This window comes from Psychromonas sp. CNPT3 (assembly GCF_000153405.2).
Lineage (GTDB): Bacteria > Pseudomonadota > Gammaproteobacteria > Enterobacterales > Psychromonadaceae > Psychromonas.
The window spans coordinates 269,562-284,232 of record NC_020802.1 but is presented as its reverse complement, the minus strand read 5'-3'; the positions used below and the strand labels follow the sequence as shown (position 1 = coordinate 284,232).

The window sequence follows — 14,671 nt, the reverse complement described above, 5'->3', positions numbered from 1 at the left end:
AAAAAATGCTAACAACTCAACTCACCCAGCTACCCTTTGCACTTTTAGAAGAAGCACAAACCGCTTTTCTGGTTATTACGCATAACGGGGAGATCATTTATGCTAACCCCGCCTGTGAACTGCTTCTTTTACAAAGTACGCAGCGTCTCAAAGCGCAAACATTGGCGCAATTAGCAGAGCAGTTTCATTTTGATAAGCGTTACATTGAAAAAGTATTTAAAACACATAATGCATTTACGCAAAGTGAAGTCTCATTACTTATCGAAGGGCGCCCACTTTTATTAAATTTAAGTGTCAGCCCTCTGCTTTTTAATGAGCAAGCCCATGTACTTATTGAAATGCAAGGGATCAGCCAGCAACGTAAATCGAGACAAGTGTATTACCAGCAACACCAACAACAAGTCGCACAAGATTTGATGCGCTCTTTAGCGCATGAAATTAAAAATCCATTAGGAGGATTACGTGGCGCAGCACAATTACTTGAAGCCGAATTAGGTAGTGAAGATTTGAAAGAATTCACCCAAATCATTATTCAACAAGCAGATAGATTAAGTGCGTTAGTAGACCGTTTACTCGGCCCTACCGCCATAGGGACAAGAAAACGTGACAATATACACGTTGCGTTAGAGCAGGTGCGTAAACTCGTACAAATAGACCTTCCGGATAGCATCCACTTACATGTGGATTATGATCCCAGTATCCCCGACTTTGAAATGCAATCGGATCAACTGCAACAAGCTTTTCTTAATATTGTGCAAAATGCAGTGCAAGCTCTTAGTAGTGCAAATACCCAAAATGCAAAAATAACCATACGCACACGCAGTGCGCACCAGATAACCATTAATGGGAGGCCACAACGCCTTGTGGCTGAAATAAAAATAACCGACAATGGCCCAGGTATTAGTAAGCACTTACAAGATACGCTTTTTTTCCCCATGGTGACGGGCAGAGAGAAAGGTACAGGGCTGGGGTTGTCAATCGCACAAACGCTAATAAAACAACACCATGGACGAATTGAATACCAAAGTTGCAGTACACAAACTGAGTTTTTGATCTATTTACCAATCATTTTATAAAGAGAGAAATAATGGCAACAGCATGGATAGTGGATGACGATCATGCCATTCGTTGGGTATTAGAGCGCACCTTAAAAACAAAAAAAATAAGTTATGCCAGTTTTCCCGATGCAGAGCGTTTATGGGAGCAATTACAAATAGAGCAACCTGAAGTCATCATTTCTGACATCCGTATGCCCGGTCAGGATGGTCTTGCATTAATGCAGCGTATTCATCAAAAATTTCCATCGCTCCCCATTATCATTATGACGGCGCACAGTGACTTAGACAGCGCCGTTAGCGCTTACCAAAGTGGCGCTTTTGAATATTTACCCAAACCTTTTGATATTCATGAAGCGAGTACCATGATCCAGCGGGCTATTAGCCATAGTTTGGAATTAAAACAAAAGCGTGCACAGCCTGAAATACCGTTACATACACCTGAAATTATTGGCGAAGCGCCGGCGATGCAAGATGTATTTAGAGTCATTGGTCGCCTTTCGCGATCTAGCATGAATGTATTAATAAATGGCCAGTCAGGTACCGGTAAAGAGTTGGTTGCACACGCATTACATAAACATAGCCCACGTAGCCAGCAAACATTTATCGCCTTAAATATGGCAGCCATCCCAAGGGAGCTTATCGAAGCTGAACTTTTTGGACATGAAAAAGGTGCCTTTACGGGGGCAGTAAATAGTCGAAAAGGACGCTTTGAACAAGCCGATGGAGGCACCTTATTTCTTGATGAAATTGGAGATATGCCACTTGATGTACAAACTCGCTTACTGCGCGTGCTTTCCGATGGACAATTTTACCGTGTTGGGGGCGCGCAAGCGATACAAGTTGATGTGCGTATTATCGCGGCAACTCATCATAATTTAGAAGAAAAAGTAAAAAATGGCGATTTCCGAGAAGATCTCTTTCATCGTTTAAACGTGATCCGCTTACAGCTTCCTGCCTTGCATGAGCGCCGTGAAGATATCCCTTTATTAAGCCAACATTTTTTACAACAAATTGCCCTTGAACTCAAAGTTGAACAGAAAAAAATTAGCAACGCATGTCAAAAACATTTACAGGGTTTATTGTGGCCAGGTAATGTTCGCCAGCTTGAAAATTTGTGTCGCTGGCTAACGGTGATGGCCAGTGGTCAAGAGATACATATTAATGACCTTCCGCTTGAAATCAGCGCTCAAACAGCTGATATGCCAAGTGATACGCCACAATGGCAAAAAAACTTAGTACAGTGGACCTTGGCCGCCTTACAAAATGGGCAGCAAGATTTACTGAGTGAGGCGTTACCTCAACTCGAAAAGTTAATGCTACAAACTACCTTATCCTTTACCCATGGTAAAAAATTAGAAGCAGCTAAAAGACTCGGCTGGGGCCGTAATACGTTAACCCGTAAATTAAAAGAATTTAACCTTTAAAAAAAGGAGACAATAAACATTGTCTCCTTTTTTATTTAATTGAGTTTAATTAAATTTAATCAAACTCAATTAAGTTCTTTTCATACGTAGCATACTGATCCAATACCTTTTGACTCGGTTTTGCGCTCATTAAGCTAGCGACAACAATCGCAATACTTGCAAAAATAATACCGGGTACGATCTCATAAAGATCAAAAATCCCTCCCGTTAACGGCTTCCAAATCAAAACGCTAACGCCACCGACAAGCATTCCCGCTAACGCGCCATTGCGAGTCATGCGTTTCCAATACAAGCTTAGGATCAATACAGGGCCAAATGCGGCACCAAAACCCGCCCACGCATAAGAGACTAATCCTAATACCGAACTTTCTGGCGTCATGGCTAAATAGAGTGCTAATAACGATAAGAAAATAACACCTAAACGCCCCACCAACATAATTTCTGCTGAAGAAGCTTGCGGACGAATAAGTTGTTTATAAAAATCTTCCGCTAATGCAGAGGAAGAAACCAGTAACTGAGAATCTGCCGTACTCATGATAGCGGCTAAAATAGCCGCTAATAAAACGCCGGCCATTAAGGGATGAAAAATAGTATTTACTAAGATCATAAATATTTTTTCACCATCAACAAGCTCGCCCTGCACATAAATAAGGCCAACGAGCCCCACTAAAACAGCACCACACATGGATAATGCCGTCCATATCACCGCAATACGTCTGGCTGCCACGAGATCTTTATTACTGCGCGTCGCATTAAATCGAGCCAATATATGAGGCTGACCAAAGTAGCCTAAACCCCATGCTAATAATGACACAATGGCAATCCATGATAAGGGTTGCCCATCAATACCATTCCATAGCGTTAATAATTCGGGGTTAATTTGATAAAGATCGACGCTTAATTGTGAAAAATCACCTTGCATCGCGGCCAAAGGTACCACTAATAAAGCGGCAGACATTAATAATCCTTGTACCAGATCTGTCCATGCCACAGCTAAAAAACCACCAAATAAGGTATAAGACACCACACAAACCGTGCCTATCACAACAGCGTAGTGATAATCTAAGCCAAAGACTGTTTCAAATAATTTACCGCCAGCAACTAAGCCTGAACTCGTATAAAACAAGAAAAACATCAGAATAAAGAAGGCTGCCATCGTTTGTAGTATTTTAGAGTTATCTTGAAAACGACGTGAGATATATTCAGGGAGTGTTAACGCATCATCCGTTGTAATACTAAAAGTACGTAGACGTTTGGCGCAAATATACCAGTTTGCCCACGTTCCCAATAATAAACCGCCCGCTAACCATAATGATTCTATCCCCGCAGCATAGGCATAACCGGGTAGCCCCAGTAGTAACCAGCCACTCATATCAGATGCACCTGCAGAGAGAGCTGCCGGCCACGGCCCGAGTGTCCGTCCACCTAAAAAGTAATCTGCCGAATTTTTTGTACGTTGATATGCATACCAGCCAATAAATAACATCACCAAAAGATAAGCTATAAAGACAGAGGTGATCGCGAAATTATTCTCAATCATAAAAGTTCCTGATCATTAAAAGGGTGATGAGCATAACAAAATTCAACATTTTTATCCTCTCATCTATATATCAACAAAACAAAAGTCATTGATACTCAAGGTGAAAAGTTAACTTTGAAGTGTAAAATTCAAACAGAGGGGATCTACCTTGATATTTTATAACGACAGGTCAAAAACAAAGATAAGTTTGATTGCCTTTGGAGTAAAAAGATGCACTTTTAATAAGTATTTTTACTCCTCTCTGATAAAACATTTTTAGGTGACATAGGTATAAAACTTCCACCTAAAATTTTTCTCTATACTTGTCCGTAATCTTGCTTATCACCGAGCCAACGCGTCGTTAACGGCGTGATATATTGTGGATGTTGAGTCAGTAATAGCCCCGCTAAACGTTGCACGTCCGGCAGCAAGCTTTGGTCACGCAGTAAATCAGCAATTTTAAAACTTGCTACACCTGTTTGCTTGGTACCTAAAACTTCACCTGGGCCTCGAATTAAAAGATCTTGCTCTGCAATATAAAAGCCATCATTACTGCGTCGTAATATTTGTAAGCGTTTTTTGGCAACATTCGATAACGGATCTTTATAAAGTAAAACGCAATGACTCGCAACAGTGCCTCGACCCACACGGCCGCGTAATTGATGTAATTGCGCAAGACCTAAACGCTCCGCATTTTCAATGATCATTAAACTCGCGTTAGGAACATCAACTCCGACTTCAATCACGGTTGTTGCCACCAGTAAATCTAATTCACCACTTTTAAAGGCATCCATAACATACTGTTTTTCTAACGCGCTCATTCGCCCATGTACTAAACCAATGCGTAAATCAACTAATGAAAGTTGTAAATTATTCGCAATATCTTCGGCCGCTTGGCATTGCAACACTTCCGACTCACAAATTAACGTGCACACCCAATAAGCTTGGCGACCTTGATTTTTACAGGCTTGATAAACACGCTTGATAATATCGCCTCGACGCATTTCAGGTAACACCGTAGTTTGCACCGGCATGCGCCCCGCGGGTAGCTCATCAATTACCGAAATTTTCAAGTCTGCATAAGCTGTCATCGCCAAAGTACGGGGGATAGGTGTCGCTGTCATGGTCAATTGATGTGGCGCAACGTCACCTGATTGCCCTTTACTGAGTAAGGCCAGCCGCTGATGTACACCAAAGCGATGTTGCTCATCAACAATGATCAATTGTAAGTTTTTAAATACGACGTTATCTGAGAAGAGTGCATGCGTACCAATCACCATTTGCGCGAGACCCAATTGTATATCTAGCGTTTGTGAGCGCTTCTCTTTGACTTTCATTTTCCCTGATAACATGCCAACGCGAACTCCAAGTGGCGCAAACCAGTTTTGAAAGGTCAAACGATGTTGCTCAGCCAATAACTCGGTGGGTGCCATTAATGCCACTTGATAACCCGCTTCTATCACACTTAATGCAGCGAGTGCTGCAACTAAGGTTTTCCCAGAGCCCACATCGCCTTGTACGAGGCGCATCATCGGAATGTTTTTTTGTAAATCATCGGCTATTTCAATGCCAACTCGTAGCTGGGCCTGCGTTGCAGTGAATGGCAACGCGTGCAGTAATTTTGGCGCAAGTATTGTGCTTTTAGCAATGTCCATGCTTTTATTTTTTTGCACCGCGCTACGCATCATTAACATATTGACTTGTTGTGCTAATAATTCTTCTAAAATTAAACGTTGTTGGGCAGGATGACTGCGCGCTTCAAGTTGTTCAATGCAGGCATCGGTAGGTGGTTGATGCAAATAAAGTAGCGCATCTTGTAGGCTTAAAGGATGGCTCAGCAAATGCGTTGGTAACACTTCTTCTATGCCATTTTGCTGTAAAAGTTGTAACGATTGTAATACTAATTTACGTAAATTATTTTGCTTTAAGCCGTCGGTACTAGGGTATACAGGCGTTAAGTGACCACCTTGTGTGTTTTCCTGACGTTGGTCGATAAAATGATACTCAGGATGAGTGACTTCAACACCTTGATAGCCTCGCTTAAACTCACCAAAACATTGTATCAGCCGACCTTCTGTAAACGCATTTTGTTGAGCCACATTAAAATGAAAAAAATTAAGACAAGCAATACCACTCTCATCACGAATTTTACATTTTAAAATGCGTCGTTTTCCCTTTTGTACTTGGCAACTGACAATACGCCCAGCAATACTCACTTGCATGCCATCTTGTAATTGTGAAATGGGATATACACACGCACGATCTTGGTAATGTAATGGTAAATGAAAAAGAAGATCAACAACATTATGCATGTTTATTTTGGCTAATTTTTCTAACATCTTTATGCCAACACCATGAAGAGCACTTAATGGAATTTTTTCTAGTTTCATATTTATCCTAACGCATTACATCACAATGATATTTTACACTGTTTTATAAACTATAAGATAATAAATAAAAATGCCATTATCTTTTTAAGGATATGGCACAATAAAAAGTGTATTTCATCCTAATACCATAAAATACAAAATTAAGATTTTTTAGCATAAAATTTAAAGCTCAACCACTAAATCAGAATAAGCTCGACTACTGCAACTCAGAACATAACCTTGTTTGATTTGCTCCGCACTAAGCATCGCCTCACTACTGCTTTTAACATCGCCAACCACTTTACATTTACACGCGCCGCAAACACCAGAGCGACAAGCTCCAATTATCGGCACACCCGCCATTTCTAATGCTTCGAGTAATGTTTGATTATTTTTTATGGTCAAACTTTTCCCATATTGTGGTGCGAAAATCTGAAATGTCTCTGTCTCGTTATGCTCTTCTACTGTGTTTTTTAGCGCAACAAAACTTTCTTTGTGAAAAAATTGCATATCGAAGTCATGCTCTATCAACAATGATTTCAGAACATCCATATACGCAGTTGGTCCACACGTGAAGATTGTTTTCCCTTTAAGATCAGGAACCAGCTGTACAAAGTTAGTTTCGTTTAAACGTCCTTTTATTCTACCCTCATGATCTGTTTCCTCTAAAATAAACGAAACACGAAAATTATCATAGCGCTGATGCAGTGACATTAACTGTTTTTCCATAATAATATCTTTATCACTACATGCACTGTAAATAAAGTGAATATTTACCGCTTGTTCTGTGTCTAAAAGATAGCGCGCAATCGATATACAAGGCGTAATACCACTACCAGCACTAAACAGTACAATCTCGTTTGTTAACAGATTATCTTCAAGCGTAAACTCTCCCGCCGGCGCCATAGCCGGTAAGCCTATACCCGCTTGTAAATTATCAAGTAAATAATTAGATACTTTACCACCCGCTACTCGTTTGATGGTGATCGAGATTGATTCAGGTTTTGAGGGTGTTGATGCAAGCGAGTATGCACGATATTCCAACTCACCGGCGACATCTACAGCAAAAGTAATAAATTGTCCGGCTTTATAATAAAAGACACTATTATCGAGTTTTTTAAATTCAAAGGTGCTGGCATCCGACGTTTCATCGGTACGTTTTACACAGATAATAGATTCAAATTGAGATTGCATGTTTCATCCTTCTTTTGGCTAATTAATCATTAATTAATTAGCCATCATTAATTATTTAGCGAGTATTATTTACCAAGCATTGTTTTTAGATCTGATTCAACATCCGTTATCATCGTTAATCCAAATTTCTCATTTAATATATTGAGTAAATTGTCTGTAAGAAAAGCAGGTTTAGTGGGTCCAACACGAATATCTTTGATCCCTAAAGATAATAAAGTGAGTAATACCACAATAGCTTTTTGCTCAAACCAACTTAAAACGATACTTAAAGGCAGATCATTAACACCACAATCAAACTCTTTAGCCAGTGCTAACGCTAATTGAATTGCAGAATAAGAGTCATTACATTGACCGACATCCAATAAACGTGGGATCCCATTTATATCCCCAAAATTTAATTTATTAAATTTAAATTTACCGCATGCCAATGTTAAAATAAGGCAATCTTGTGGGATAGCTTTAGCGATATCGGTATAATAACTACGCTCAGACCTCTCACCATCACAACCACCCACTAAAAACAAATGTTTAATATTACCCGCTTTAACTTGTTCAACCACAGCAGGCGCTGCATCCATCAAAGCATTACGTCCAAAACCGATAGTGATTTCATGAGGGATTTCAGAATATTTAAATCCTTCTGATGCTAAAGCAGATGCAATTACAACGCTAAAGTCATCCTCTTCAATATGTTTTACGCCCGGCCAGCCAACGATACTGCGAGTGAATATACGATCAATATAATCCCCTACATTAGGGTCAATAATACAATTTGAAGTCATCACAATAGGGCCAGGAAAACGTGAGAATTCTTCTTGTTGGTTTTGCCATGCACTACCGTAATTCGCCACTAAATGAGAATATTTTTTCAAACCGGGATAAGCATGAGCAGGCAACATTTCACCATTGGTATAAACATTAATCCCCGTACCTTCGGTTTGCTTTAATATCATCTCTAAATCACATAAATCATGACCAGATACTAAAATAGCTTTACCGGCTACAGATTTTACGTTGACGGTGGTAGGTTGTGGATGACCAAATTTAGTTGTCTCACCTAAATCTAGTATTTCCATTATTTTATAATTCATAAGCCCAATTGCCATACTTATTTCAAGCAATTTACCCAGATCGTCAGGATCAGTTGCAAGCCATGCAAAAATCTTATGAAATTCAGCATTGATTGTCTCACAACTTTGACCAAGGATATAAGCATGCTCCATATAAGCGGCAGCACCTTTTAATCCATACAAGCATAATAGGCGTAAGCCCATAACATCTTCAGAAACCAGCTCTTTGCCTCGATTAACGGCAACACTTGATGCCTGTTTAAGCAACATTTCACGATCACTTGCCAACGTGAATGTAGACACTTTAGTCTCTGCTACTGGTTTTTTACCCGAAACTAAACAAGCAGCTTCGTATTTACCTTTAAGCTGCTCACGATATTTTTGCGCTTGATAAGCGTAACCTTCTATTCTATCCGCTTCAAAATTAACATTGGTTAATGTAGCAAAAAAAGCCTTAGGGACAAAGGCATCAATAGTTGCATCTATAATGCCAAATTCACGCGCTTTTTCAGCATAAAAAGAAGTACTTTGTAATGCATAAATTAGCAAATCTTGTAAATCTGATACCTCTTCTGTTTTACCACACATACCTTTTGAGTATGAGCAGCCATCGGCAACAGGTGTACGAATAGTTTGTTCACATTGAATACAAAACATAATTTTCTCTTTTTTTGTTGCTCTATAGCTTGTCTATTAATAAAGCGATAGAGATATTAAACCTCAATTTCGAAAAGAAAATACCATAGCAAATTACTCAAGTATTGATCTGGATCCTCTTTTAATTGGAAGTTATTTAAAAAATACGAATTATTTTATGTAGTGATAATCAATAGTATCTGGCGGGTAAAAAAGCAGGTGTAACAAGTAAATTATTTTTTATCATTAAAGAAAGAACAGTTTTAAATTGCCCGATGCAGTCTCGATAAACTTGCAGATTGAACATTAATATCGTTTTATTTGCTGACTTTGAAGAAGAGTCACACCCCTAAATTTTAAATGCCTCAGGAATAAAAACGGAGGCATTTAAAGTATGTTTTATATAGAGACGCTTGGCGTTACGTCTTGTTTTTTAAGTAGGGCGTAACTTATTCCCGTCACTAAGGTTCCCGCTATAATTGCAAAGACATATAAACCAACCGGTGTAATAGCGTGTGGAATAAATAACACGAATAACCCACCGTGTGGCGCCATTAACTGCGCCCCAAAATACATTGATAAAGCCCCTGTTAATGCACCGCCGGCAATACAACTTGGAATAACGCGCATGGGATCGCGCGCAGCAAATGGGATAGCCCCTTCTGAAATAAAGCACAATCCCAGAACGAAAGCAGCTTTACCCGCTTCTTGCTCACTCTGATTAAATTTACGTTTCATCAGGAACGTTGCAAGACCCATACCGAGTGCAGGCACCATACCGGCAGCCATAACAGCGGCCATTGGCGCATAAGTTTGCGATGCGAGTAAACCCACACCAAAGGTATACGCGGTCTTATTAACAGGGCCACCTAAGTCAAAGCACATCATTGCGCCTAGAATAAGACCTAGAATAACCGCATTGGCAGATCCCATATTATTAAGAAATTCAGTTAATGTGGTCATCGCAAAGGCCACCGGGGTACCGACGACATAAATCATGATAAGACCGGTACTTAAACTTGCAAAAAGTGGGATCACTAAGATGGGTTTTAAGGCTTGCATTGATTGTGGTAATTTTAATTTATCCGCAATAAATTTAGCAATATAACCGGCTAAGAAACCCGCAATAATACCCCCTAAGAAACCAGCGCCCGTTGAACTTGCTAGCATGCCACCTATCAACCCTGGCGCAAGACCGGGTCTATCTGCGATAGAAAAAGCAATAAATCCAGATAAAACAGGGATCATCAATGCAAAGGCAGTGCCACCACCGATAGTCATTAAGGCGGCAGCCAATGTGCCCTCCTCTTTAAACGCTTCAATACCAAATATAAAAGACAGTGCAATAATAAGTCCACCTGCCACAACGATAGGTAACATATGCGACACACCTGTCATTAAATGCTTGTAGATACCTTTATCTGACGACGCAGATGCATCACCATTTTGTGTATTACCATGGCGATATAAAGCCCCCTCTGTGAACGCTTTTTCAAGCGTTTGGGTGGTTTTTTTCAACGCTAAACTGGTGCTTGTTTGATATATTTTTTTACCGTCAAATTGCGCCAGGTTAATATCAATATCAGCAGCGATGATGACAATATCAGCCTCTTTAATGTCTGTCTCGCTGAGTTTATTTTTAGCCCCCACCGAGCCACGTGTTTCAACCTTAATGTGATAACCTAAACGCTCGCCTTCTTGTTGCAACGCTTCGGCTGCCATAAAAGTATGTGCAACCCCTGTTGGGCACGCGGTGATCGCCACAATTTTTTTAATAGTGCTCACTTTATCTTGGTTTTCTAGCTCGACACTTTTGGTCAAGATCTCAGCAGATTTAAGCGCCACACTTAAATATTTTTTAGCATCTACAAAAACGGCGTCAATCGATGAGCGGTACACTTTATGGCCAATAAACCGCGCGTCATCAATGTTCACATCCGTTGCCAGCACAATGCAATCTGCTTGTGCGATTTGCTCAGCACTTAATAGCACGATATCGGTGACGCTCGAATGGCATTCTATATCGGCGTGTAAGTTTAAATCTTGTGCTGCTTTTTCTAATAATCCAGCAGCAATTAAGCTATTGGCTATGCCTGTCGGGCAAGCCGTTACAATTGCAATTTTCATTATTTTTGTCCTTAAATTAAGAAATGACGATGTCTGCGCTCATGGCGACAACTACCTTGATGTCTTGCACTCCAACCCCTACTTGGGTGACAGCTAACGCTGAAAGTGCCGTTGCAAAGCGTAATACTTTTTCTTTACTCCATTGATTCAAATATCCCCAACATAACGCTGCTACTAACGTATCTCCCGCACCGACCGTACTCACGACGTTCATTTTTGGCGCGCGCGCACATAGCCAGCCTTCATGGTTTAACCACATTAGCCCCTCTGCGCCGAGTGAGATCACGACATTTCCAATCGAAGAATCCAATAACTGTTGGCCGGCGTGGCGGCGCGAATGCTCGCTACTTAATGCATGGCCAACATATTGCTCTAATTCATCAATATTGGGTTTAACCAGCCAAGGTTTCGCTTTAAAACCTGCGCTTAAGGTGGCATTACTGCTATCAAAAAAGACTTTTTTACCTTGGGCCTTTAATTGTGCGATCCACTTTGCACATAATTGCGCGCTAATTCCCGGCGGTAAACTGCCTGCAAGTACGAAAACATCATGACTTAAGGCAAGTTCTTGTAAGCGTTTTTCAAATTGACAAATAGCGTCACTATCAATGCTTATGCCGGGGAAATTAATATCACTGACACAATTGTTTTCTTCGACCACTTTGACATTAATGCGCGTATTGCCCGCCACTCTAATAAATTCATCTGCAACGCCAAGACGTTTAAATAATGCGCAAAAGTCAGCGTCGTTACCCATACCAAGAAATCCGGTAAGGGTGACCTTCGCGCCTAATTCAGACAATACTTTACCGACATTGACGCCTTTACCTGCCGGCTGAAAAGCCGATTTTAATACATTATTAACAGCGCCTTTATTAAGACGCGTCAAATGCCCCGTCAGATCTAATGCGGGATTTAACGTAATCGTGACCACTTTTAATGCTTTGATTTTATCCATGCTTATTCTTCTCCTAAGCCTAAATCGATAGCGACAGATAAAGCGTCGAGAGCTACCTGCGCATCAATTCCGTCCGCATGGAAAGTTAATAAATCACCACAATTGACGCTCAAAGAGATAACTTTCATTAAGTTCTTCGCATCGACTGATAACCCTTGCGCATTGCTCACTTGAATAGCCGCTTTATATTGCTTTGCTATCTTCACAAGCATCGCGCTTGGGCGCGTGTGCAAACCATGCTTATTGTTAATTTTGAAACTTGCAGATAGGCCTTGTTGCCTTTTTTCACTCAGTAAGCGTATGATTTCAGGTTTAGTTTGTTGATATAATTTATGCACCTCTTGGCCGTAAATCACATCCACTAAACACTGCATATTGACGTGATGCTGCTCATCACATCCCGCTAAAATTAATAAACCTTGTACTGGATGGCCTTCTTCTTTAAACGCCTTTAATGGCGTCACAAAAGCCAGTGCACTTTTTTGAACACTTGTTGCTGTTTTAGCAAGCCATAAACCTTGTCCTAAATAAGTCACTTTTTGAGTAATAACATCAACAACCCCCGCTTTGCTGATAGCGTCTTGGTTTTTTAATAGCCCCGCGCTTACCGCGCACAGTTGCACTAAAGAGTTCACCGGAAAATCTAATTCGATCAAGGCGTCATTAAGCATTAAAGGCGACGCTTCTTGGGTATTTAATATTGCTAATAATTGGGTTTTGCTTTGACAGTTCTTTAACGCCTCTTCCACCCCAGTGGCGCTTAACACTTTGGTTAACTGTTTTAAAATACTTAAATGTTCATCCGATTTAGCGGCAATGGCGATAGCTAAATAAACGCGTTGACCCTTTCCCCAATCAACACCCTTAGGAAAATGATGTAATTGCACGCCGGTTTTTTTAACCAATGATCGCGTCTCTAATGTGCCGTGGGGGATTGCAATCCCATTGCCTAGATAAGTGGAATGTTGTACTTCTCGGGCCTGCATGCCACCGCCATAAGTTTTTTCTACGTAACCCTTTTCATATAAATTTTTCGCTAAATTTTCAATGGCAATTTCTTTATTGATGGGCGATTGATTTAACTCAATATCATTAACCGAAAGTGACAACATGATTGAACTCCTTGAACGCTTACATAAACTGAATCGTTTCAGCTAATTATCAAAAAAAGAGATCTCAGTATTAATATAATTAAATACACTTGCTGAAACCTTTCAGCTATTATACTGAAGCATCTTTATACAGATCTCAATTGTTCTTCATGTATTGTGTTGAGAAACTATGAGGCACTGCACAAAATTGTAATTATTATAGGTATGATAATAGATGACATTAGATAAAATCGCCAAACTTGCGGGCGTTTCCCGTACGACGGCTAGCTACGTAATAAATGGCAAAGCCAGTAAATATCGCATTAGTCAGAAAACGCAGCTGAAAGTGATGGAGATCGTTAAGCGCTACAATTTTAGTGTGAATCCTGCAGCACGTGCACTGCGAGGCGGAAGCAATCATTTATTAGGCCTTATCATCCCGGATCTTGAAAATAATAGTTATTGTAAACTTGCCAAATTACTTGAGCGTAATGCACGTCAAGCGGGCTATCAATTAATTATTTGTTGCTCTGATGATGATATGCAAACAGAAATGAAAGTGGCGAACACGTTACTGAGTCGACGTATTGACGCTCTGTTAGTCGCCACCTCTTTACCGCTAGATCACGCTTTTTATTACGATATACAAGCAAAGGGCGTACCTATTATCGGTATTGATAGAGCCCTGAATGATGAAGTTTTTGCTTCCGTGATCAGTGAGGATTTAGAGGGATCTTATGCATTAACCCAATCCCTGCTCTCCAAAAATATTAACAGTATTGGTTTAGTCGGCGCAGTGCGCGATTTGGGAATATCAAAAGAGAGAGAGCAAGGTTTTTTAGCAGCGATTAAGCAATACCAACCCAATATTCAATATTCCATAGCCTATGGCGATCACTTTAGCCCAGAGCAAGGCCAAGCACAGTTACAAAGTTGGGCGCGTAATAATCACTTTCCTGATGCTATTATTGCCACGTCATATACCTTATTTGAAGGAGTGCTCGATCATTTACTATTACATCCAGAATTAATGAAGCGCACTAAACTTGCCACCTTCGGTGAGCATCGTCTACTTGATTTCTTACCCAGTAAAATACAGTCTTTAGAGCAGAAATTTGAACTCATTGCCGAGCGCGCCTTAACACTGGCGTTGCAATCTATTAAAACGAACGTACAGCCGGGAATTGACGTCATTACCCGAAAAATAATTCGCCGATAAAGCGCG

Annotated in this window: 10 protein-coding genes; 3 read left to right on the top strand and 7 right to left on the bottom strand. The window is 40.4% G+C overall.

Annotated features, from left to right (window positions below):
• Positions 1 to 5 precede the first annotated feature (5 nt).
• Positions 6 to 1,076, top strand: a complete 1,071-nt coding sequence (glnL, locus tag PCNPT3_RS01325; protein ID WP_015464071.1) for a nitrogen regulation protein NR(II) — start codon at positions 6 to 8, stop codon at positions 1,074 to 1,076.
• A gap of 11 nt (positions 1,077 to 1,087) precedes the next feature.
• On the top strand, positions 1,088 to 2,482 hold the full coding sequence (gene glnG, locus PCNPT3_RS01320; protein ID WP_015464070.1) for a nitrogen regulation protein NR(I): 1,395 nt from the start codon (positions 1,088 to 1,090) through the stop codon (positions 2,480 to 2,482).
• 55 nt (positions 2,483 to 2,537) lie between these two features.
• On the opposite strand, the gene putP is transcribed toward glnG, so the two are convergent.
• The 7 genes from putP to fruB all read right to left on the bottom strand — a co-directional run bounded on the left by putP (position 2,538) and on the right by fruB (position 13,467).
• Positions 2,538 to 4,022, bottom strand: coding sequence for a sodium/proline symporter PutP (putP, locus tag PCNPT3_RS01315; RefSeq protein ID WP_015464069.1), 1,485 nt, complete (start codon positions 4,020 to 4,022; stop codon positions 2,538 to 2,540).
• Positions 4,023 to 4,318: 296 nt separating this feature from the next.
• Positions 4,319 to 6,391, bottom strand: a complete 2,073-nt coding sequence (gene recG / locus PCNPT3_RS01310) for an ATP-dependent DNA helicase RecG (RefSeq protein WP_015464068.1) — start codon at positions 6,389 to 6,391, stop codon at positions 4,319 to 4,321.
• Positions 6,392 to 6,553: 162 nt separating this feature from the next.
• Complete coding sequence (locus PCNPT3_RS01305; RefSeq protein WP_015464067.1) at positions 6,554 to 7,564, bottom strand: hybrid-cluster NAD(P)-dependent oxidoreductase; 1,011 nt, start codon at positions 7,562 to 7,564, stop codon at positions 6,554 to 6,556.
• 65 nt (positions 7,565 to 7,629) lie between these two features.
• Positions 7,630 to 9,291 carry a hydroxylamine reductase gene (gene hcp / locus PCNPT3_RS01300; RefSeq protein ID WP_015464066.1) on the bottom strand — a complete coding sequence of 554 codons (1,662 nt, stop codon included), beginning with the start codon at positions 9,289 to 9,291 and terminating at the stop codon, positions 7,630 to 7,632.
• Positions 9,292 to 9,669: 378 nt separating this feature from the next.
• Positions 9,670 to 11,397, bottom strand: coding sequence for a PTS fructose transporter subunit IIBC (gene fruA / locus PCNPT3_RS01295; RefSeq protein WP_015464065.1), 1,728 nt, complete (start codon positions 11,395 to 11,397; stop codon positions 9,670 to 9,672).
• A gap of 16 nt (positions 11,398 to 11,413) precedes the next feature.
• Positions 11,414 to 12,355 carry a 1-phosphofructokinase gene (gene pfkB, locus PCNPT3_RS01290; protein ID WP_015464064.1) on the bottom strand — a complete coding sequence of 314 codons (942 nt, stop codon included), beginning with the start codon at positions 12,353 to 12,355 and terminating at the stop codon, positions 11,414 to 11,416.
• A gap of 2 nt (positions 12,356 to 12,357) precedes the next feature.
• Positions 12,358 to 13,467: a fused PTS fructose transporter subunit IIA/HPr protein gene (gene fruB / locus PCNPT3_RS01285; RefSeq protein WP_015464063.1), complete on the bottom strand. Its 1,110-nt coding sequence runs from the start codon at positions 13,465 to 13,467 to the stop codon at positions 12,358 to 12,360.
• Positions 13,468 to 13,681: 214 nt separating this feature from the next.
• Here fruB and cra point away from each other — a divergent pair, with 214 nt between their 5' ends.
• A complete protein-coding gene (cra, locus tag PCNPT3_RS01280; protein WP_015464062.1) occupies positions 13,682 to 14,665 on the top strand; it encodes a catabolite repressor/activator in 984 nt (327 codons plus the stop codon).
• Positions 14,666 to 14,671: the final 6 nt, after the last annotated feature.